This is a genomic window from Streptomyces sp. NPDC086519 (assembly GCF_040686075.1).
GTDB lineage: Bacteria > Actinomycetota > Actinomycetes > Streptomycetales > Streptomycetaceae > Streptomyces > Streptomyces shenzhenensis.
The window spans coordinates 1-20,825 of the sequence record NZ_JBFBJL010000031.1 but is presented as its reverse complement, the minus strand read 5'-3'; the positions used below and the strand labels follow the sequence as shown (position 1 = coordinate 20,825).

General features: G+C 71.2%; 20 protein-coding genes, 1 tRNA gene, 2 pseudogenes and 1 riboswitch. Of the genes and pseudogenes, 11 read left to right on the top strand and 12 right to left on the bottom strand.

What is annotated here, in order from left to right; all coding sequences use genetic code 11:
• Nucleotides 1-15 precede the first annotated feature (15 nt).
• Nucleotides 16-990 carry a cyclase family protein gene (locus AB0P24_RS27325; protein ID WP_365798423.1) on the bottom strand — a complete coding sequence of 325 codons (975 nt, stop codon included), beginning with the start codon at nt 988-990 and terminating at the stop codon, nt 16-18.
• 149 nt (nt 991-1,139) lie between these two features.
• Between AB0P24_RS27325 and AB0P24_RS27320 the strand changes: the two genes are divergently transcribed.
• Complete coding sequence (locus AB0P24_RS27320; protein ID WP_365798421.1) at nt 1,140-2,390, top strand: SpoIIE family protein phosphatase; 1,251 nt, start codon at nt 1,140-1,142, stop codon at nt 2,388-2,390.
• A 47-nt stretch (nt 2,391-2,437) separates the two neighbouring features.
• Here AB0P24_RS27320 and AB0P24_RS27315 read toward each other — a convergent pair whose 3' ends face one another.
• Nucleotides 2,438-3,016, bottom strand: coding sequence for a helix-turn-helix domain-containing protein (locus AB0P24_RS27315; protein WP_365798419.1), 579 nt, complete (start codon nt 3,014-3,016; stop codon nt 2,438-2,440).
• 272 nt (nt 3,017-3,288) lie between these two features.
• On the opposite strand from AB0P24_RS27315, the gene AB0P24_RS27310 reads away from it, so the two are divergent.
• The 3 genes and pseudogenes from AB0P24_RS27310 to AB0P24_RS27300 all read left to right on the top strand — a co-directional run.
• On the top strand, nt 3,289-4,716 hold the full coding sequence (locus AB0P24_RS27310) for an MFS transporter (RefSeq protein ID WP_365798417.1): 1,428 nt from the start codon (nt 3,289-3,291) through the stop codon (nt 4,714-4,716).
• 43 nt (nt 4,717-4,759) lie between these two features.
• Nucleotides 4,760-4,833 (top strand) — tRNA-Pro (locus AB0P24_RS27305).
• 76 nt (nt 4,834-4,909) lie between these two features.
• Nucleotides 4,910-5,260: pseudogene (locus AB0P24_RS27300) on the top strand (phage integrase N-terminal SAM-like domain-containing protein); the annotation flags it as partial.
• A 97-nt stretch (nt 5,261-5,357) separates the two neighbouring features.
• Here the strand turns inward: AB0P24_RS27300 and AB0P24_RS27295 are convergent.
• A complete protein-coding gene (locus tag AB0P24_RS27295; RefSeq protein ID WP_365798415.1) occupies nt 5,358-6,659 on the bottom strand; it encodes an ammonium transporter in 1,302 nt (433 codons plus the stop codon).
• A 428-nt stretch (nt 6,660-7,087) separates the two neighbouring features.
• On the opposite strand from AB0P24_RS27295, the gene AB0P24_RS27290 reads away from it, so the two are divergent.
• On the top strand, nt 7,088-7,738 hold the full coding sequence (locus AB0P24_RS27290) for an XRE family transcriptional regulator (protein WP_365798413.1): 651 nt from the start codon (nt 7,088-7,090) through the stop codon (nt 7,736-7,738).
• 167 nt (nt 7,739-7,905) lie between these two features.
• Here the strand turns inward: AB0P24_RS27290 and AB0P24_RS27285 are convergent, their stop codons facing one another.
• The 7 genes from AB0P24_RS27285 to glnT all read right to left on the bottom strand — a co-directional run bounded on the left by AB0P24_RS27285 (nt 7,906) and on the right by glnT (nt 14,400).
• Nucleotides 7,906-8,370, bottom strand: a complete 465-nt coding sequence (locus AB0P24_RS27285) for a M20/M25/M40 family metallo-hydrolase (protein ID WP_365798410.1) — start codon at nt 8,368-8,370, stop codon at nt 7,906-7,908.
• A gap of 83 nt (nt 8,371-8,453) precedes the next feature.
• On the bottom strand, nt 8,454-8,900 hold the full coding sequence (locus tag AB0P24_RS27280) for a HutD family protein (protein ID WP_365798408.1): 447 nt from the start codon (nt 8,898-8,900) through the stop codon (nt 8,454-8,456).
• Between the two features lies 1 nt (nt 8,901).
• Entirely contained in the window at nt 8,902-10,080 is a 1,179-nt protein-coding gene (locus AB0P24_RS27275; protein ID WP_365798406.1) for an FAD-dependent oxidoreductase, read from the bottom strand.
• Nucleotides 10,080-11,423 carry an FMN-binding glutamate synthase family protein gene (locus tag AB0P24_RS27270; protein ID WP_365798404.1) on the bottom strand — a complete coding sequence of 448 codons (1,344 nt, stop codon included), beginning with the start codon at nt 11,421-11,423 and terminating at the stop codon, nt 10,080-10,082. Before AB0P24_RS27270 ends, AB0P24_RS27275 begins: the two co-directional genes overlap by 1 nt.
• Before the next feature lie 11 nt (nt 11,424-11,434).
• Entirely contained in the window at nt 11,435-12,127 is a 693-nt protein-coding gene (locus AB0P24_RS27265; RefSeq protein ID WP_365798402.1) for a glutamate synthase, read from the bottom strand.
• Nucleotides 12,124-13,035 carry a glutamine amidotransferase gene (locus tag AB0P24_RS27260; RefSeq protein WP_365798400.1) on the bottom strand — a complete coding sequence of 304 codons (912 nt, stop codon included), beginning with the start codon at nt 13,033-13,035 and terminating at the stop codon, nt 12,124-12,126. Before AB0P24_RS27260 ends, AB0P24_RS27265 begins: the two co-directional genes overlap by 4 nt.
• Before the next feature lie 33 nt (nt 13,036-13,068).
• The gene (glnT, locus tag AB0P24_RS27255; protein WP_365798398.1) at nt 13,069-14,400 is read right to left on the bottom strand and encodes a type III glutamate--ammonia ligase; all 1,332 of its coding nucleotides are present in this window, start codon (nt 14,398-14,400) and stop codon (nt 13,069-13,071) included.
• Nucleotides 14,401-15,048: 648 nt separating this feature from the next.
• Here glnT and AB0P24_RS27250 point away from each other — a divergent pair.
• Nucleotides 15,049-15,393 (top strand): annotated as a pseudogene (locus AB0P24_RS27250) (transposase); the annotation flags it as partial.
• A 303-nt stretch (nt 15,394-15,696) separates the two neighbouring features.
• Nucleotides 15,697-16,035 carry a DUF2218 domain-containing protein gene (locus tag AB0P24_RS27245; RefSeq protein ID WP_365798396.1) on the top strand — a complete coding sequence of 113 codons (339 nt, stop codon included), beginning with the start codon at nt 15,697-15,699 and terminating at the stop codon, nt 16,033-16,035.
• A gap of 5 nt (nt 16,036-16,040) precedes the next feature.
• On the opposite strand, the gene AB0P24_RS27240 is transcribed toward AB0P24_RS27245, so the two are convergent.
• Nucleotides 16,041-16,850, bottom strand: coding sequence for a hypothetical protein (locus AB0P24_RS27240; protein ID WP_365798394.1), 810 nt, complete (start codon nt 16,848-16,850; stop codon nt 16,041-16,043).
• 96 nt (nt 16,851-16,946) lie between these two features.
• On the bottom strand, nt 16,947-17,198 hold the full coding sequence (locus AB0P24_RS27235) for a hypothetical protein (protein WP_365798392.1): 252 nt from the start codon (nt 17,196-17,198) through the stop codon (nt 16,947-16,949).
• Between the two features lie 160 nt (nt 17,199-17,358).
• On the opposite strand from AB0P24_RS27235, the gene AB0P24_RS27230 reads away from it, so the two are divergent.
• From AB0P24_RS27230 to AB0P24_RS27215, 4 genes are all read left to right on the top strand, one after another.
• Complete coding sequence (locus tag AB0P24_RS27230) at nt 17,359-17,490, top strand: hypothetical protein (RefSeq protein WP_365798390.1); 132 nt, start codon at nt 17,359-17,361, stop codon at nt 17,488-17,490.
• Between the two features lie 126 nt (nt 17,491-17,616).
• On the top strand, nt 17,617-18,489 hold the full coding sequence (locus AB0P24_RS27225) for a glutathione S-transferase C-terminal domain-containing protein (RefSeq protein WP_365798388.1): 873 nt from the start codon (nt 17,617-17,619) through the stop codon (nt 18,487-18,489).
• A 77-nt stretch (nt 18,490-18,566) separates the two neighbouring features.
• Nucleotides 18,567-18,690: riboswitch (SAM riboswitch) on the top strand.
• Between the two features lie 392 nt (nt 18,691-19,082).
• Complete coding sequence (locus AB0P24_RS27220) at nt 19,083-20,063, top strand: amino acid ABC transporter permease (protein ID WP_365798386.1); 981 nt, start codon at nt 19,083-19,085, stop codon at nt 20,061-20,063.
• Nucleotides 20,060-20,825: amino acid ABC transporter ATP-binding protein (locus AB0P24_RS27215; protein WP_365798384.1), on the top strand; the 766-nt coding region annotated here is incomplete at its 3' end. The genes AB0P24_RS27220 and AB0P24_RS27215, both read left to right, overlap by 4 nt.

Here is a 20,825-nt window from a genome sequence, read left to right as displayed (position 1 = left end):
ATTGCCCATTCGGCGTCACAGAACGGCGACCGGGTTGACCGGCGAGCCCGTCCCGCCCGGGATGTCCAGCGGCGCCACGACGAGCAGGAACTCGTGCCGTCCCGCCCGGGCCGTCGCGGCCGCCAGGGCCTCCAGGTCGAGGTTGTCCAGGAGCGGTACGCCCATCGCGGCCAGCAGCAGGGCGTGGACGGGCGAGTGCACACCGTCCACGGGGGAGGGCCGTACGTCACTGTCGCCGTCGCCGCCGAGCAGCGCGATGCCGCGCTCGGCCAGCAGCGGTACGGCGTCCACGTGGAAGCCCGCGCAGGCCGTGTCCGGGTCCCAGGCGCCGAGGTCCGCGCGGCGGCGGGCCTGCCCGGAGCGCAGCAGCACCGCGTCGCCCTCGCCGATCCGCACGCCGAGCGCCCGCTCCGCGGCGATGACGTCCGCCGCGCGCACCGCCAGCCCCGGCTCCAGCCAGCGGATCCCCTGGACGGCGGGGAGGTCGAGGAGAACCCCCCGGGTGACGAGGGGGCCGAGCGCCGACACCGCCGCGAACCGGGCCCCCGCCGCCCCGACGGCCTCCTTCGCCGGCCGGCCGTCGTAGAGCTGCCCCCGGTAGGAGACATGGCACAGGGCGTCGAGATGGGTGACGGCCTTGCCGTGGTAGTCGGCGGCGATGAAGTCCTTGTGGGTGGCGGGCTCCGGGCTCTGCACGTCACCGAGATCGGTCATGTGGTGCAGGGCGGGCCGGGGGTTGTCGGGGCCGGGCACGGTGTTCCAGGGCAGCGCCAGCGGTACGACCTGACCGGACCGCACGGCACCCGTGGCCCGCCGTACGTGCCGCGCGGTCACCCGGTTCCAGGCGCCGCGGTCGGCCGGGGTCCAGCGGCCCCAGGTGCGGACCGCCGCGAAGAGCTCGTCGAACTCCCGACGGGAGACGGCGGGCCCGTTGCCGGCACCGGTCGGCCCCGGATCCGGGCCGCCCGCGGGGCTCGCGCTCGCGCTCATCCGTGCTCCCGTTCCCAGCGTCGGGCTTCCAGCCTCGCACGACCCGCGCCGGCCCGCCGGGTCCGCAGGGCCGGTCGCACGGCGGGCGGAGCCGCAGCACGGACCGTAGATTGAGGGGGAAGCCGTTGAGGCGGGAAGGAGCGTCAGCGGTGGCATCGCGGGTTGATCACACGGCGCTGTTCGCCGCGACACCGAGCCCGTATCTGGTACTCGGCCCCGACCTGGTCATCGTCGATGTGAACCGGGCCTATCTGGCGGCCACCGGGCGAACCCGGGAGGACCTGCTCGGGCGGCACATCTTCACCGCGTTCCCGGACAATCCCGCCGACCCCGACGCCGACGGGGTCCGCAATCTCGGCGGGTCGCTGCGCCGGGTCCTCGCCACCGGCCGGCCCGACACGATGGCGCTGCAGAAGTACGACATCCCCGTCATGGGGAGGCCCGGGGTCTTCGAGGAGCGCTGGTGGTCCCCGGTGAACACCCCCGTGCTCGGCCCGGCCGGGCAGGTGACCTACATCATCCACCGGGTGGAGGACGTCACCGCGTTCGTCAAGGAGTACCGGGTCACCCATCCCGACAGCGTCCAGCCAGGGGAGCGGCCGCAGGAGACGCAGGCCCTGGAGGCGGAACTGTACGCGCGGGCGCGTGAGCTGCAACGGCTCAACGAGGAGCTGCGGCAGGCCCACACCCGTGAACGCGAGGTCGCCTTCATCCTGCAGGAGGCCATGCTCCACGTCCCCGACCTGGCCCACCACCGCGACATCGCGGTGCGCTACCTGCCCGCCACCGGCTCCCTCAACGTCTGCGGCGACTGGTACGACGTCGCCGACATCCCGCCCGACCGGTTCGCCGTCGCGGTCGGCGACGTCATCGGCCACGGCCTGGAGGCGGCGGCCGTCATGGGCATGCTCCGCAGCGCCCTGTCCGCCGCCATCCGGGCCCTGGAACGCCCCGCCCAGGCCCTGGAGGTCCTCGGCCTGTACGCCAGGTGCGTCGAGGGGGCGCTGGGCACCACCGCCGTCAAGGCCGTCGTCGACATGCGCAGCCGTCTGATCACCTACAGCAGCGCGGGCCACCTGCCGCCGATGCTCATCCACCCCGACGGCAGCTGCGAACTGCTGGACCAGGCCACCGACCCCCCGCTCGGCGTCCGTCCGTACCACGTCCCCCGCCCGCAGGCGAGCCTGGCCTACAAACCCGGCGACACCCTCGTCCTGTACACCGACGGGCTCATCGAGCGGCGGGACCAGGACATCGATGTCGGCCTGAACCAACTGGCCCATGTCCTCGGCGAGTTCAACCACCTGGGCACCGAGCAGCTCGCCGACACCGTCCTGGCCCGCCTGGGCGTCGCCAGCGGCGGCCTGGACGATGTCGCGCTCATCGTCGTACGGCTCTGAGCCGTACGGCCTGCCGCCGTAGGACTCCGACCGCGGGACCGGAGCCCCTAGCGGCCGGCGCGCACCCCGTCCAGGGCGATGCCGAGGACGCGGTCGCGCTGGGCGTCGTCCTCGTAGGCCGTGGCCGTGATGCCGGAGACCATGCGGAGCAGGTCGCCGATCTCCATGTCGGTGCGGACCACGCCCGCCTTCTGGGCCCGCTCCAGCAGCGGGCCGCCGGCCGCGTACATCGAGTCACGGCAGGCCTGGAAGATCTCCGACTCGTCGTTCAGGGCCTCGCGCACCGCCCGTTTGGTGACCATGTAGCCGGTGAAGCGGTCCAGCCACGAGGTCAGCGCCTGCCACGGCTCCAGCTCGGCCAGGTCCACGGCGGCCCGGCACAGCGCGTTGACCTCGTCCGCGTAGACGCTCTCGAAGAGGTCGCGGCGGGTGGGGAAGTTCCGGTACAGGGTGCCGATCCCGACCCCCGCGCGGCGGGCGACGTCCTCCAGGGAGACGTCCGCGCCCCGCTCGGCGAAGGCCTCGCGGGCGGCCGCGATCAGCGCGTCGTAGTTGCGGGCGGCGTCCTTACGGTGCGGTCTCCGGGACGCGACGATTCCACTGACGGGGAACGGACTGTCCGTCACTGCTGCCTCCCGCGTGACAAGGGTGAACCGGAGGGATTCCTCGACTTCGGTTGAAGCGGAGGGTGGCCTCCAGTAGAGTGGAGGGGTACCTCCACTTTAGCAGTGCGGAGTGGCGACGCCATGGCCGGACGCGGCCCGGTCCCCACGTCCCGCCCGCTCACCGACATCTCCCTTGCCTTTCCTCTGTTCTCCTCCGTTTTCCCTGGCTTTTCCCCTTTTCCGCCTTTCCCCTTTCCCTTTTTCCCTCCGTTCCGATTTCGGAGAGGTCCTTCATGCCCCGGAAGTCCACCCGCCTCACCTTCGCGGTCCTCGCGACCGGTGCCGGCGTGTTCTCCATGCTCCAGTCGCTGGTCGCACCGGCCCTGCCGACCGTCCAGCACGCCCTGCACACCTCCCAGTCCACCGCGACCTGGGTGATGACGGCCTACCTGCTGTCCGCCTCGGTCTTCACCCCGATACTCGGCCGCGTCGGCGACCTGATCGGCAAGAAGCGCACCCTCGTCGCCGTCCTGCTGGCCGTCCTGGCCGGCTGCCTGCTCGCCGCGCTCGCGCCGAACATCGGCGTCCTGATCGTCGCCCGGGTCGTCCAGGGCATCGGCGGCGCCCTGTTCCCGCTCTCGTTCGGCATCATCCGCGACGAGTTCACCCCGGCCGAGGTCAGCGGCAGCATCAGCAACCTGTCCGCGGTGATCGCGGCCGGCGGCGGCGTCGGCATCGTGGCCGCGGGCCCGATCGTCTCGGCGCTCGACTACCGCTGGCTGTTCTGGATCCCGGTCGGCGTGGTCGCGGTGACCGTCCTGATCGCCGCCCGCTACGTCCCCGAGTCGCCCAAGCGGGCCGAGGGCAGCGTCAGCTGGCTCGGTGCCGGACTGCTCTCCGCCTGGCTGGTGGCGCTGCTGCTGCCGCTGAGCCAGGCCGGGCAGTGGGGCTGGGGCTCGGCCAGGGTCCTCGGCCTGTTCGGCACGGCCGTCGTCCTGTTCGCCGTCTGGCTGCTCGCCGAGACCCGCTCCGCCACCCCGCTGATCGACCTGCGCGTGATGCGGCTGCCCGCCGTCTGGACCACCAACACGGCCGCCCTTCTCTTCGGCGCCGGCATGTACGCGATCTGGTCCTTCCTGCCCGGCTTCGTCCAGACCCCGGCCGCGGCCGGGTACGGGTTCGGCGCCACCGTCACCGAGTCCGGCCTGCTCATGCTGCCGATGCTCATCGCCATGTTCCTCTCGGGCGTCATCGGCGGCCGCCTCGAACACCGCGTCGGCGCCAAGGCGCAGCTCACCGCGGGAGCCGCGCTCGGCGCACTGGCCTGCGGCTTCCTCACCCTCTGGCATGACCAGCAGTGGCAGATCGGCGTCGTCGCGGGCCTGTTCGGCCTCGGTATCGGCCTGGCCTTCGCCTCGATGGCCAACCTCATCGTCGGCAGCGTGCCGCCCGAGCAGACCGGCGCGGCGACCGGCATGAACGCCAACATCCGCACCATCGGCGGCTCCATCGGCGCCGGGCTCACCAGCGTCCTGGTCACCGGCCGGCTCCAGCCCTCCGGGCTGCCGTACGCCTCCGGCTACACCCACGCCTGGGCCCTGCTCGCGCTGTTCTGCCTGACCGCCGCCGGGGCCGCCCTCCTCGTCCCGGTGCGCCGCGCGAGCCGCGTCGCCGGCCCGGCCACGGAGCGGTCGGCGGCAGCACCCGTACGCGTGCGGTAGTGTTGACCTGCGTGATCACGCGGGCCACCGCGTGACTCCGCAGCGGGACGTGGCGCAGCTTGGTAGCGCACTTGACTGGGGGTCAAGGGGTCGCAGGTTCAAATCCTGTCGTCCCGACGGTGTGAAGGGCCCCACGGGCGAGAGCCTGTGGGGCCCTTTTGGTTTGGGTCGTTTCCGATCTTCGAGGTTGAGCATGCCGCTCACCGGCACCTTCACTCGGAGGCCGGCGAAGATGCCGTTGCTGGACCTGGAGAAGATGACCGCGGGTCTGCCGCAGGCCTGGTCGGGGTTCCTACGGGACTGGGACCGCTCGCTGCGGGCCGGGAACTACCCGGAGACCACGCCCTACAACTGTCTGCCGGCGGCCGCGCGGCTGGCGCGGTACGTGGGCGAGTACTCGCCGGATCCCGAGGCCGGCGCGGCGGCCGGGGGCCCGGTGGAGGTCGGCCGGGCGCACGTGGAGGCGTTCCAGGCCTGGATGATCGAGACGCGGTCGGCGTCGACCGCCCTGAACAAGCACAAGGGACTGCAGCAGTTCTTCAAGTGGCTGATGCCGGACGACGGGGAGATCGACCGACACCCGACCGTGCTACCGCTCGGCCGGGTGTGGCCGCCTGCCCTCCGGCGTATCGAATTCCGGATCAGAGCGTCGGGGACGAGGAGGCGGTGCGCGCTGAATCGGTGGTCACGGGGTGGAGCAGGTCGTAGGCGCTCTCGGCGTGCAGGTGGACGTCCACGCCGCCCTCCTCGACTTCGGGGCGGACGCGCAGGCCCATGGTCTTGTCGAGGGCCTTGGCGATGAGCCAGGTGACGGAGAAGGAGTACAGCAGTACGGCGAAGGCGCCCACCGCCTGCTTGCCGAGGAGGCCGAGACCACCGCCGTAGAGCAGGCCATCGACACCGTTCGGGGCGTCGGAGGTGGCCAGGACGCCCACGAGCAGCGTGCCGGTGATGCCGCCGACCAGGTGGATGCCTACGACGTCGAGCGAGTCGTCGTAGCCGAGTCGGTACTTGAGCCCCACGGCCAGCGCGCAGACCGCGCCGCCGATCGCACCCAGGAGCAGCGCGCCGACCGGGGACACCGCCCCGCAGGACGGGGTGATGGCGACCAGCCCGGCGATCGCGCCCGACGCAGCGCCGAGACTGGTGGCGTGGCCGTCACGGAGCTTCTCGACGACGAGCCAGCCGAGCATCGCCGAGCAGGTCGCGGTGAAGGTGTTGAGGACGACGACGGACGCCGCGTTGGACGAGGTGAGGGCGGAGCCGCCGTTGAAGCCGAACCAGCCGAACCACAGCAGGCCCGCGCCGAGCATCACCAGGGGCAGGTTGTGGGGCCGTTCGGTGCCTCTGTCCTTCTTCCAGCCCAGGCGCTTGCCGAGGACGAGGATCACCGCCAGTGCCGCGGCACCGGAGTTGATGTGGACGGCCGTGCCGCCGGCGTAGTCGATGGCGCCGAGTCTGTTGACGATCCAGCCGCCGACGACGCCCTTGCCGTCGAAGGCGAACACCCAGTGGGCGACCGGCAGATAGACCAGGGTCACCCAGATGCCGGTGAAGGCCATCCAGGCGCCGAATTTGATGCGGTCGGAGATCGCCCCGCAGATCAGGGCGGCGGTCAGGGCCGCGAACAGGGCCTGGAAGGCGGCGAACACCGAGAGCGGGATGACGGCGTTCGGGTCGTCCTTCATCACACCGCTCAGACCGAAGTACTCGGTGACGTCACCGAGCAGTCCGGCGCCGCCGATCGAGTCGCCGAAGGAGGCCGAGAAGCCGTAGACGACCCAGATGCAGCCCACCAGGGCGACGGCTCCGAAGGTCATCATGATCATGTTCAGGACGCTCTTGGCGGCGACCATGCCGCCGTAGAAGAGGGCCAGCCCCGGCACCATCAGACAGACGAGTGCCGTGCTTGCGAGCATCCATGCGGTGCTTCCGGTGTCCATGCGCACGCTCCGCGGAGTGGATCCAGGAGTCCCACAGGCAGTGGGCCCCATGAAAGGAAACGAAGTTTCATCGCAGTAGACCTGTGGTGTGTTACGGACGCTCGAGCGCCGAATTAAGCGCGAGTTTCGGCCACTCCCGCGCCGCCCGGTCCAACCGGAACCCCGGGGAAGTGGCCAGGTCGGCGGCCATCGTCCCGGTCGGCGGGACGAACTTGGCGCCGTGCCCCGAGCAGGCGTAGCGGCAGCCGGCCTCGGCGACCGGCTCGGGGGTCGAGGCCTGGCATCCGGTCGCGGACGAAGCCGCCGAGGCGGCGGCCGTGTCCGGGCGCATGCGTCGGCCTGGCAACCACGGTGGGCGCGGCTCCCGTTGCGGCGAGCCGGCTGGCCGCGGTCACTGGCAGTGGACGCTGTGACGTTAGGGTGTACGTATGGGAGATGACGCGAACGCGCTGCTGCGCAACGTCGGCACGGCACGCGACCGCCATGCCGACGAGCCGATCGAGACGCTCGAACTCGAGTCGGCGATCGCCCGCAATGTGCGTGAACTGCGCCATCAGCGCGGGCTTTCGGTCACCGACCTGGCGGCCAAGGTCGGTATCTCCAAAGCGATGCTTTCCAAGATCGAGAATGCCCAGACCTCGTGCAGCCTCAGCACGCTCTCCCTGCTGGCCAAAGGCCTCGACATTCCGGTGACCTCACTGTTCCGCGGAGCTGACGTCGAGCGCCCGGCCTCCTATGTGAAGGCCGGGCGAGGCACACCGATCGTTCGCAGTGGCAGCCAGGTGGGGCATGACTACAAGCTCCTCGGGTCCCTTCGCGGTGAGCACAGGCGCCTTGAGTGCCTGCTCGTGACGCTCACCGCGAAGAGCCAGACCTATCCGCTCTTCCAGCACCCCGGCACCGAGTTCATCTACATGCTGGAAGGGGCGATGGACTATGGCCACGGACGCAGTGTCTACCGCCTCAAGCCGGGTGACACCTTGATCCTCGACGGCGAGGGAGCCCACGGCCCCGTCGAACTGGTGGACCTGCCGATCCGCTTCCTGTCCGTGATCGCTTTCCCCGACGGCACCAAGTGAGGCCGCTCCGCGAACGCTCCGATGCCCGGGGCCGGTGACGGCTCGGTGCCGGCGTCCGGCCCGCCGGCCGGCATCATGTCCGGGGCACATTGCGGGTGCTGAAGCAGGGCCTGGGTTCACCGCGGCGGCCCGCCAGGCACCCCCCACCCTCGCGCCGTGCCCGAGTCTCACCGGCGGAGCAGGGTCTCCAGGCTGTCGGCGAGCGCCGCGGCGCCGATCCCGGCGTCGGCGTCCTCCACCTGATCGGCGGGGACGTGCGAGACGCCCGTGAAATTGCGTACGAAGACCATCGCGGTCGGGACGTGGTCCTTGAGGACGCCGGCGTCGTGGCCGGCGCCGGTGCCGAGCTGCGGTGCCGCGTCGAGCACGTCGGTGAGCCGGTCGCGCAGGCGTGGGTCGAAGTCGACGGTGGAGCTGAAGGACTCCTCGGTCATCTCCGCGGTGCAGCCCTCCTCCGTGGCGAGCCTGCACGCGGCGTGCCGGATCTCGTCGACGAGGTGGCGGGTGACGGCGTGCCTCGACCCCGACGCCGCCGTGCCAGGCCCAGATGACGCCGTTGCGGTCGGTTTCGACGTCCAGCCCGTGCTCTTGCGCGTGGGCGACGAACCACGAGCGCAGGTCGAATTCGGCACCGGAGCAGACGGACCGGGTGCAGCCGCCGCGCTGGGGGTCCGTGCCGACGTCGGCGATCTCGGCGAGCAGGGAGGAAACGGTTTCAGTCATCGGGTTCCTTGAAGAGTCGTACGTCGGCGGCCAGCTCGTCCAGCAGGACGGTGGCGTCGGCTGGGAGGCGAGGGCCGCCCACCGGCCGGAGGATCACCTCCGCCCGGCACGCGCCCCGTCGCGTCATCACGTTGAGTGCCCGGGTGGGCGTGTCGAGGGCCACCGCGACCGGTGCCTCGCCGGCGAACCGCGCCTGGTCGCCGACCGCGAGCCGCCGCTGCCGCCCGTCGACCGTCAGCCGCAGGGGGCCGAGCGCGACGAAGAGGCGATCGAGCCCGGGGAACGTCGAGAACGGCGCGTCGCGGTCGAGATCGGCCACGCTGAGGCGCCACAGGACCCGGCCGGACGCGTCTGTCCCGGTCGCGAGCTCCCGGGTGGTTCCGGCACCGTTGCGCCAGGGCGTCGGGGCCACCCGGGAGGGGGCGAGCGTCCCGGTCACGTCACCGCATCTCGCCGGCACCGACATAGGGGTGCAGGCTGCTGAGCGGTTTGCCCTCGGCGAACCGTTCGAGGCGGAAGTCCGAGGCGGGGATGTCGGGATCGGTGCTGTCGCCCTCGAACACCAGGTCGGCGACGAGGTCGCCCACGGCCGGGCTGATCTTGAAGCCATGGCCGGCGAAACCGGCGGAGAGGATCAAGCCCTCGATGCCTCCGACCGGGGCGATCACGGGGTTCCAGTCCGGCGGGACGTCGTACACGCCGGCGTAGGTGTGGGTGACCGACGGTTCGGGGAAGCCCGGGAAGCGGTGCATCACCTTCTCCGCGTACTTCTCGATACTGGCCTCGCCGGCGATGTTGGAGTAGTTGTCGGGGTCGACGAACTTCTTCTGGAAGTCGGCGTGGTCGCTGTTGCCGACGAGGAACTGGCCCGCGCCCTCCAGCCGGCAGTACTGCAGGCTCACCAGGTCGGAGACGACCGGGAGGTCCGGCAGCGGCTCGCCGGCGTCGACGATGAGGAGCTCCGAGCGGTAGGCATCGATCGGGAAGTCGATCCCGAGGTCGGCGAGCAGCTTCGCCGACCACCAGCCCGAGGCGACGACGACCAGATCGGCATCGACCACCTCACCGCCGTCGAGCTGGACACCCGTCACCTTGTCGCCAGCGGTGAGGATGCGGGCGACGGGGGTGTTCTGCCGGATGCGCGCGCCCTGGTCACGGGCCACCTGCCCGTAGTGCAGGGCGAGTTGGGTGGCGTCCGCGAACCCGCCGCGCGGTTCGTACGACGCCAGCGCGACGTCGCCGACCTCCATCATCGGCCACAGCCCGGCCAGCCGGTCGTTGTCGATCAGGTCGACGTGGACGCCGAGGCCCTGGTGCATGGCGGTGTTGGCCCTGAGCGGCTCGGTGTTCTCTTCGCCGACGATGACGGTGTAGCCGACCTGGCGGAAGCCGACCCGGTCGCCGAGTTCCTCGAAGACCGGCAGGCTCCGCCACGCCATCGCGGCGATCGAGGGCACGCCGTAGTGCGCGCGGACGATCCCGCTGGACTTGCCGGTGCCGCCGCCGGCGAGCTGGTGCCGCTCCAGGACGAGCACGTCGGTGAGTCCGCGCTGCGTCAGTGCCCGGGCGATCGAGAGTCCGATCAGGCCGCCTCCGACGACCACTGCCTTCGTCGCCATCAGAACCCCCCTCCGGGGATCCAGGAGGTACCGGCGAGCGGGACGCGGGCCATGGCGGCTGCCTCGATGGAGGTGGCGACCATGTCCTCGGGTTCGAGGTGGGTGACGTGGGCCTTGCCGCAGGCGCGGGCGATGGTCTGGGCCTCCATGGTGAGAACCCGCAGGTAGTTGGCGACTCGGCGGCCGCCCTCGACCGGGTCGAGCCGCTGTTGCAGCTCCGGGTCCTGGGTGGTGATGCCCGCGGGGTCCTGGCCCGCCTGGAACTGGTCGTAGAACCCGGCCGCCGAGCCGAGCTTCTCGTACTCCGCGGCGTACTTCGGGTCGTTGTCGCCCAGCGCGATGAGGGCGGCGGTGCCGATGGCGACGGCGTCGGCACCGAGGGCGAGTGCCTTGGCGACGTCGGCACCGGATCGGATCCCGCCGGAGACGATGAGCTGGACGCCGTCCGGCTTCTTGTGGACGCCGAGTTCCTGGAGCGCCTGCACCGCCTGCGGAACGGCGGCGAGGGTCGGGATGCCGACGTGCTCGATGAAGACGTCCTGGGTGGCGGCGGTGCCGCCCTGCATGCCGTCCACCACCACGACGTCCGCGCCGGCGTGCACGGCGAGCTTGACGTCGTAGTAGGTGCGCGAGGCGCCGACCTTGACGTAGACCGGCTTCTCCCAGTCGGTGATCTCACGGATCTCGTTGATCTTGATGGTGAGGTCGTCCGGGCCGGTCCAGTCGGGGTGGCGCGAGGCCGAGCGCTGGTCGATGCCGGCGGGCAGGTCCCGCATGCCCGCGACACGCTCGGAGACCTTCTGGCCGAGCAGCATGCCGCCGCCGCCCGGCTTGGCGCCCTGGCCGAGGACGATCTCGATGGCGTCGGCACGGCGCAGGTCGTCCGGGTTCATGCCGTAGCGGTTGGGCAGGTACTGGTAGACGAGGTGCTTGGAGTGGCCGCGCTCCTCCGGGGTCATGCCGCCGTCGCCGGTGGTGGTGGAGGTGCCGGTGGCCGAGGCCGCGCGGCCGAGGGCCTCCTTGGCGTTGGCGCCGAGGGCGCCGAAGCTCATGCCGGCGATCGTCACCGGGATGTCGAGCCGCAGGGGGTACTTGGCGTTGCGCGCGCCCAGCACCACGTCGGTGCCGCACCGCTCGCGGTATCCCTCCAGCGGGTAGCGCGACACCGAGGCGCCGAGGAAGAGCAGGTCGTCGAAGTGGGGCAGGGCGCGTTTGGCGCCCCAGCCGCGGATGTCGTAGATGCCGGTCTCGGCGGCACGCTGGATCGCGGCGATGGTCGCCCGGTCGAACGTGGCGGACTCGCGCAGGCCCAGCCGGGCCCGGTCGTCGGGGGTGAGGGTCATCGGGTCCTGCCTCAGTACTCGTTCTCGTGGGTGAAGTGGTAGAGAGTGCGGGCCGAGCCGTAGCGCTTGTACGACGCCGGGTCGTCGTCCTCGAAGCCGGCGGCCTTGAGCAGGCCTGCCAGCTCCTCGAGGTGCTCGGGCCGCATCTCCTTCTCGACGCAGTCGGCCCCGAGCGACTTGGCGGTGCCGCGCAGGTAGATGCGGGCCTCGTAGAGTGAGTCGCCGAGCGCGTCCCCCGCGTCCCCGCGGACCACCAGGCGGCCCTTCTGCGCCATGAAGGCGCTCATGTGCCCGACGTCGCCGCCGACGACGATGTCGATGCCCTTCATCGAGATGCCGCAGCGGGCGCCGGCGTCTCCGTCGATGACCAGCAGACCGCCGCGGCCGGTGGCCCCGGCCGACTGTGAGGCCGAGCCCGTGACATGGATGGTGCCGCTCATCATGTTCTCGGCCAGGCCCTGGCCGGCGTTGCCCTTGATGACGACCTCGGCCTGCTGGTTCATGCCGGCGGCGTAGTAGCCGAGGTGACCGTTGACGGTGACCTTGACCGGCGCGTCGAGACCGACGGCGACGTTGTGGGCGCCGCGTGGGTTCTCGATCACGTACTCACCTTCGAGACCCGCGGCGTGGAGCGCCTGGTTGACCTCGCGCAGCGGCGTGGTGCTCAGGTCGAAGGCGGGCACTGCCTCGTCGGCGGAGCTCATGCCGACACCTCCTGACGGTTCCAGTGGTAGATGACCTCGGGCTCGGGCTCCCAGATCCGGGCGTTCTCGACGCCGGGCAGGTGGGCGAGGGCCCGGTACTCCGAGGCCATCGCCACCCAGTCGTCGGTCTCGGCGATGACGGCCGGCTTGCAGGCGATGGCGTCGCGGACGACGGCGAAACTGTCCCGGTTGGAGACCAGCAGGGTGTAGAAGCCGTCGAAGGTCCGGGTCAGGTCGGTGAGCGCCTCGTCGACGCCCTTGCCGTCCGCGAGTCGGTGCGCGACGAAGCGGGCGCCGACCTCGGTGTCGTTCTCCGAGTCGAACTCGACGCCGGCGGCCCGCAGGTCGCGGCGGATCGTGGCGTGGTTGGAGAAGGAGCCGTTGTGCACCAGGCACTCGCCCGGACCCACGGCGTAGGGGTGCGCGCCCGACGACGTGACCGCCGACTCGGTCGCCATCCGGGTGTGGCCCACGCCCTGCCAGCCCTGCGCCTTCGCGAGGCCCCAGCTCTCGGCCAGCGCCCGGGGGGCGCCGACGCCCTTGAGGACGGCGAGGTCCTCGCCGAAGCCGCCGATGAGGACGTGCGGGTAGGCCTTCCGCGCGGCGGACAGCAGCACCTCGGAGTCGACGCCGGCGCTGGCGAGCACCACGTTGTCGACGACGATGGCGGTCACCTCGGTGCCGGTCTCGGCGCCGAGCGCCGCCGCAACCGTCTCGGCGGGCACGTCGATGTCGATCAGTGAGACCGAGCCCCGGCCGCGCGGCGACCAGTCCTCGTTGCCGTAGACGGCGATGCCCGCCGAGTCCGCGCCGCGGTCCTCCATCTCGCACAGCATCCCGGTGAGGAGCTCACCGAGGCGGGGGTGGAGTTCGGGGCTGCGCAGGTGCAACCCAACGATTCCGCACATGTGTTGAGTCCCTTTCTCGGGGATGACGGAGCCTCAGAAGGCGGTGAGATAGCGGTCGTGCTCCCAGCCGGAGACGGCCGCGTGGTAGGCGAAGAACTCGTCCTTCTTCAGGCTCGCGAAGTAGTCGGCGACCCCCGGGCCCGCGACGTCGAGGGTTGCCTTGACGACGACGTCGGCCTCGAAGGCCTCGACGGCGTGCAGCAGCGTCAGCGGGAAGGGGGTCTCGGGACCGGTGCCGACCTCGCCGAGGGAGAGGCCGCTGGCGATGCCGTCGAGGCCGGCGTCCACGGCCGCGGCGATGGCGAGATACGGATTGGCCGAGCCGTCGCCACCGCGCAGCTCGATGCGCTGGTTGTCCGGGATGCGCACGTAGTGGGTCCGATCGTTGCCGCCGTACGTCGGCAGCTTGGGCGCCCAGGTCGCACCGCTCGCACTGGAGGCGACCGCGCCGGTCCGCTTGTAGGAGTTGACCGTCGGTGCGATGACCGCCTGCAGTGCGGTCGCGTGCTCCAGGATGCCCGCGACGAAGGAGTACGCCGTCTTCGACAGCCCCAGACCGACCGAGTCCTCGTCGCCCCCGCTGCTCGCCGGGAAGACCGGGGTGTCGGTCGCGGTGTCGCGCAGGGAGAGGTGGAGGTGGAGGCCGTTGCCGGTGCGGTTGGCGAACGGTTTCGGCATGAAGGTCGCGATCATGCCCCGCTCCTGGGCGAGCACGCTCAACAGATAGCGGAGGGTGATGACTCGATCGGCCGTCGTCAGGGCGTCGGCGTACTGGAAGTTCTGCTCGAACTGACCGTTGCCGTCCTCGTGGTCGTTGGCGTAGTTGCCCCAGCCGAGCTGGTTCATCGCGGTGCTGATCGAGGTCAGGTGGTCATACATCCGGGTGACCCCACGCGCGTCGTAACACGGCTGGGCCGCGACGTCGTCGCTGTCCGCCGGGGCCAGGGCACCCGTCGCGTCGCGCTTGAGGAGGAAGTACTCCACCTCGGCGCCCGCGTAGGGCACGAAACCGGCGGCGGCCGCCTTGGCGACGACCTGCTTGAGGATCACACGGGGAGCGAAGGGCCACGGCTCGCCCTCCACGTGGGGGTCGCAGTGGACGATCGCCAGGCCTTCCTTGACGAAAGGGACCGGCGTGAAGGAGGCGGCATCCGGGATCACCATCAGGTCGGGGTCCTTGGGCTCCTGCCCGATCGCGCCGACGGCGTACCCGGCGAAACCGACGCCCTCCGTGGCCAGCTTGTCGACAGCCTCGACAGGCACGAGCTTGGCACACGGCTTGCCGTTGAGATCGACGAAGAGCGCCAGGATGAACTTGGTGCCGCCGGCCTCACAGAGGGCGGCCAGGTCGAGGTTGTCGCTCATGATGACTCCTGAAGTAGCCATGTTCACTGAAATGAATCAGCGTCTCCGCTGAGTAGACAGAGCAGATGTTTCGGCGTCGTTTCGGAGTGGTTAGGCCTGGATCTCGCGAGCCTCGGATCCGGTCTCACGGATCGCACGGTCGATGCGCGTCGCGGCAGTCGTGCGACGAGTTGGTGGATCTCGTTGGGGAACGGCGAGAGGAAGTCGGCGTAGCGCCCGGCCGCTGGGGTGCTTTCGGAAAGCGTCATCCAGACGAGTCTTTTCGAGCGGCGGCACGAAGGGAGGATGTCCGTGATCGTTTGTGATGGCGAACCCGGACACCCTCGTGACCGCACTTCACGTGAAGAAGTGAGCGGGCCGGCCATGGTGATCTCCTCCGGACCAGATCTACTAAAGTCACAGGTCAGTGACTACTGAAGAGTTACTAAGACCTCGACCTGGCAAGCTCACCCGAGTGGCGGTGACGCCTGAGTCATGACCATTTGGCATCGCTTTGCAGATCTCGTCGGGGTTGCGTCCATGGAGATGGTGTACGGGTTCGACCTGACCCGGGGGTTTGCTCCGGCGTCGGGATGACGCCCGCATGGATGAACGGCCACCGGCTGATCTTCGAGGTGTCGAAGCCCGAAGGAGATCAGCACGATGACGAAATCGGCCCAACCCTGGGTGGCCACGCTGCTGCGGACCGTCTTCGAGCAACCCGACACCGACGCCGTGAAGGCTCAGATGCAGCACGTCCCGGACGCGGTGGAGGCCAAGCTCCCCAAGGCCGCAGCCCACTTGGACGCCGCCCAGCACGACCTGCTGGCCTTCACCGCGTTCCCGCGTGAGATCTGGCGGCAGATCTGGTCGGACAACCCGCAGGAACGGCTGAACAAGGAGATCCGCCGCCGCACCGACGTGGTCGGCATCTTCCCCGGCCGCACCGCCGTCATCCGCCTGGTCGGCGCCGTGCTGGCCGAACAGAACGACGAATGGACCGAGGCCCGCCGCTAATGGGCGGACGAGAGTCGGCGGGGGCCCTTCGTCGTACCGGGGAACCCGGCGGTCTGCCGTGGTCGGCGCGATCGCGGACGCCACGAGGTACCGCCGCTCGTCGGCACGGTGCCGCGCGGCCCACGGCCGGGGCGTACGTCGGGGGCTGGCTGACGCGGCCGGCCGCCTCGCGGACGGTGAGCCGGCTGACGTGATCGGCATGCATAGCTTGCGGCCCCCGGTACGGCGCCGCACCCCCCGTCCCGACGTAGCGTGAGCCCGTCACCGCATGCCCCGCCCCCGAAGCACCGGGAGTCCCAGATGGCCCGCTCCGAAGCCCGCGTTCCCACCGACCGCGCCGCCCGCTATGCCAAGCAGCTCGCCTCGCACCTCGGCCGCCGCTCGCAGACCAGTTGGGACGAGGAGACCGGCACCGGCGGCATCGTCTTCCAGAACGGCACCGGCACCCTCACCGCGACCGAGGGCGCCCTGCTGCTCACCGTGGAGACGGACCCCGAGAACCTGGAACTCCTGGAGGGCGTCGTCGGCCGACACCTGGTCCGCTTCGGCACCCGCGACGAACTCGTCGTCGTATGGCACCGCGACAACGGAGAGCCGGGCACCACCCAGAAGAACACCGGGGACCCGATGCCCCACTGAGCCGGCTAGTCGAACTGGCTCGGCAGCGGAGCCGGGGTCCTGCCGGCCAGTACGTCCTGGAGGCGCTGGGTGCCGTTCTGGACGGCCAGGGCGGTGCTGTCGTGGTCGACGCCGGACAGGCCGCCGTTGGTGACCGCCGCCCCGGAGGCGCCGACGCGCATCGCCGCGACGTCCAGGGTGGTCGTGGCGGGCTGCCCGTTCGAGGTGCCCTGGACGGTGACCGTGAGCGCCGCCAGCGCGTCGGCCACCTTGGGCGGTTCCTTGTACTCGACGACCTGCACGGTCCGCTTGCTGCCGTCCGAGGCGGTGGCTGTGAACTGGTTGCACTTCTCCGGCAGGCCCTTCAGCCAGTTGACCGTGGCGTCCATGGCGGCCTGGCCGTAGTCCCCGACCTGGTACAGCAGCCGGGAGTCCTCCGCGGTGAAGCCGCGCAGCCCGGAGGCGCCGGTGGCGCGGCCCAGCAGGGTGTCGGAGTAGAGGCTGTCCAGCAGCCGCTGGCAGTCGGCGGCAGCGGACTTGGCGTTGAGGAACTGGGCGACGTCGACCTTGCCGACCAGCATCTGGTTGCGCCAGGTGGCGGCGTCGCCGGCCAGTTGCCAGTCGTCCTCGATGTCGGCCGGTGTGATCAGCGCGGCCTGTGCCCCGGCGCCGGTGAGGGCCGGGGTGGGGGAGGCGTCGGGGGAGCGCTCGGCGGCGGGGGAGACGGTCGCGGCCTCGGGGGAGCCGCTGCCGTCCGAGCAGGCCGCCGTGGCGGACAGGGTCCCCGCCGCCAGGGCCGTGGCGAGAACACGCGCGGGTCGGGACGGACGGGTCATCGCGACTGCCTCCTCGGGAACGCGGTACGTCCCTCCACGCCACCACCGGCCAGGAGCGCCGACCACTCGCACGTGCCATTCGGGTGAGCAGCGGGATCAGGCCGCCGCGATCCGCACCCGCCGGCTGCCGCAGCGCGGGCACACCGCGTCCGTGAGCGGCGACCGCACCGCCCGGCCGGTCTCGTCGACGTACTCCAGGGTGCTCTGCAACTCCGGGTCGGCGACCGGGTCGGTGAAGAACACCGCCTGGAAGGTGGCCTCCCAGCCGTGACCGCACCGGCCGCAGCGGAACGCGAAGGTCTCGGGCACGGCGCCCGGCACCGGCCCGGGACCCGGGGGCTCGGTCATCGGGTCCGGCTCCTGTCACTCGGCCTGAGCCACCAGCGCACCGCCCCTGCCGTCCGGCGGCAACTCGGGGCCGGGTGTCCCAGGCGTGGACGCCCCCTTGACGCGGGGCACGGGCCGATCGACACTCCAGGTGGGAATCCTAGTGAAAAGGTAGGGAAAGATGGGTCGCCTGCGCACGCTCACCGGCAGACAGCGCCGCGAGAGCCCCGCGCCCTGGACGGCCCCCCTGCTCACCTCCCGCCGCCACATCGACCTGCTGCGGACCTGCGGCGCCACCGGCCGCAGAGGCTGAGTGCCCGATCCCGGCCGCACGCGCCGAGCGCCCGCCCGCCAGGACTCACCGAGTCGCACCGAGAACCCACCGACGAACGCCCGCGCCGCGCGTACGTCCGCGCGCCCGCCCGCCCCGGGGAGACGCATGTCCATCACTCCGCTCGCCGCCCTCCCGTCCGTCCGCAGCGCCCCCGCCTTCCGGGGCCGCATCGGCCGCGACGCCCGCAGCGGCCACTACGCGGTGCCGCGCCGCTACCGGCTGCACCTGTCCACCGCCTGTCCGGACGGCCTGCGCATCGCCGTCGGCCACAGCCTGCTGGCCCTTGACGACTGTTGTCCGGTCACCTTCCTGCCCGCCGTCCCCGACTGTCCCGACGGCAGCCACGCGGTGCTGCGCCCGCTGTACGAGGCCAGCGCCCACCACTACTCGGGCCCGGCGCTCGCGCCGGTGCTCAGCGACGACTGGTCCGGCCGTATCGTCAGCACCCACAGCCGGGACATCCTGCGCGACCTGGACCGGCACTTCGGCGACGGCGTCGCCCGGCTCTACCCGTGCGGCTCCAGGACCGAGATCGAGGCCGTCGAGCGGCTGTGCGCCGAGGACATCGAGCAGGCCGCGCAACGGGCCGGCCACGAGGGCGGCGACCCGGAGGCGCTGGAGGCGCTGCTCGCCGCCCTGGCCGGGCTGGAGCGCCGGCTGACCGGGGTGGAGTTCCTGGTCGGCGGTCAACTCACGGCCGCGGACATCGAGTTGTGGGTGGCTCTGGTGCAACTCGACACCGTGCACCGCAACCACCTGGACGCCGCCGCGGTGCACGCCGTCGCCGCCCACCCGGTGCTGTGGGCCTACGCCCGGCGGCTGGCCGCCCACCCGGCCTTCGGCGCCCACCTCGACCTCGACGGCATCGCCCGCCGCCACCACGGCCGTTGCCAGGGCCTGGAGGCCGCCGGCGCGGCCGTCCAGATCCTGGACTGGGCGGGCCACGCGGCGAACGCTCCCGGCGTTCCGCGCAGGTGAGAGCGGCCCGAACCGTCCCGCCAGTCGGACAGGCGTTGACAACCGTTCGGGCAACTGCGTTACTTGCGGACCAGAACGGTCAAGAGCGTCAGCGTCAAGCCCTGGCTTGCTGACCGGCAACCCTCGCATCGCGGTGGGGTGCCCCAGGTGACGACCGGACCGACGACGTTTCGGCAAGCGACGATTCGGTAAGCGCGAGGCCCCCCGGGGCCGACAGAACAGTGACAGGTGACGGACATGTACGCAGCTTCCAGGACGGCCCAGCGCCGCGCCGAGGGCTGCGTACGCCCGTACCCGAGCCCGCTCGTCGCCGACCGCGCCGTCGACCTGCTCCGTGTCAACAGCGCCCTGTGTAGCGCGTGCACCGCACCGGGCCGTGCCCGCTGTCGGGTCTGACCAGGCCTTCTCGCCCAGCACCCGCAGCCCCGCACCCCAGCGTCCCCGTCGGCACACCGGCCGTCCGGTGTGCCGCCGTCCGCCCAGCCCCGTGCCCCGCGCGCCCCCCCGCGCACCCTGCCGTGCCCGAACACGGCCCGGTGTGCGCGGCCCCCCGGCCGTGGGACACGTGGTGTCCGACTCCGCCGGAGCCCGCCATGAGTGAATCCCCAGGCGCCATCATCGCCCCCGAGGCGCCGTCTGCCGCCGACGAACCGCCGAAGTCCCTTGCCGCTCAGCGGGTTGTGCCGTTGCGGCGGCCGGGACGCTGGATCGCCACCGCTGTCGTCCTGGTCCTGGTCGCCCAGTTCGTGCACGGACTGGTGACCAACCCCTTCTACCAGTGGGGCCGCTGGGGCTACTGGTTCTGGCGGCCGACCATTCTCGACGGACTGGTCATCACCCTCGAAGTCACCGCCTGCAGTGCGGTGTTGGGCCTGGTCGGCGGTGTCCTGCTGGCGTTGGCCCGGCTGTCGGGGAGCCCGGTGCTGCGCGCGGTCAGCTGGACGTACGTGTGGGCGCTGCGTTCGGTCCCGCTCATCGTGGTGCTGCTCTTCCTCTACAACTTCAGCGCCCTGTACCAGACGTTGAGTGTCGGTGTCCCCTTCGGTCCGGCGTTCTTCTCCTTCGACGAGTCGAAGCTCGCCACCGACATGGCCATCGCCGTCATCGGCCTCAGCCTGAACGAGGCTGCCTACGCGGCCGAGGTGGTCCGCGGCGGGATCCTCTCCGTGGACCAGGGCCAGCACGAGGCGGCCGCCGCGCTCGGGCTGCCCAGGGGCTACCAGTTCCGCAAGATAGTGTTCCCGCAGGCGCTCAGGTCGATCGTCCCGAACTACGTCAACCAGCTCATCGGCCTGGTCAAGAGCACCTCGCTGGTCTTCTACGTCTCGCTGCTCGACCTGTTCGGGACCGCGCAGAGCATGGGTTCCACCTACCCCGGCGACATCGTGCCGCTGCTGCTGGTGGTCACCGCCTGGTACCTGATCCTCACCAGCGTCGTCTCCGTGGTCCAGTTCTACGTCGAGCGGTACTACGCGCGGGGCGCCACCCGCAGCCTGCCGCCGACGCCCCTGCAGAAACTGCGGGCGGGCCTTGGCGGTCTGCGCGCCCGTGTCCGCCGGGAGGCCGCCGTATGACCGCCACCGGCGTTCTGGAGACGGCCCCTGCCGCTCTGGAGATCCACGACGTCCACAAGTGGTACGGCGCTCACCGCGTCCTGGACGGCGTCGACCTGAGCGTCCGCCCCGGCGAGGTCACCGTCGTCCTCGGCCCGTCCGGCTCCGGCAAGTCCACGCTCCTGAGGGTCATCAACCACCTGGAGAAGCCCGAGATCGGCTACGTCAGCATCAACGACGAGCTGATCGGGGTGAAGCGGCAGGGCGGGAGGCTGAAGGAACTGAGCGAGCGCGCTATCCTGGCCCAGCGCGGCCGGATCGGTTTCGTCTTCCAGAACTTCAACCTCTTCCCGCACCTGACCGTGCTGGACAACGTGGCCGCGGCCCCCGTCGCCACCGGAAAGCTGACCAGAGCCGAAGCCCAGGCGCTGGCCAAGCAGCTCCTGGAACGGGTGGGCCTGGGTGAACGGGTCGGCGCTTACCCCCGTCAGCTGTCCGGCGGCCAGCAGCAGCGTGTCGCCATCGCCCGCGCCCTGGCCCTGCGGCCGGGTGTGATCCTCTTCGACGAGCCCACCTCCGCGCTGGACCCCGAACTCGTCGGGGAGGTCCTCTCCGTCATCAGGGACCTGGCCACCAGCGGCACCACGCTTGTCATCGTCACCCACGAGATCGGTTTCGCCCGCGAGATCGCCGACCGGGTCGTCTTCATCGACGGCGGAAAGATCGTCGAGCAGGGCCCGCCCGGCCAGGTCCTCGACACGCCACGGCACGAGCGGACCAGGG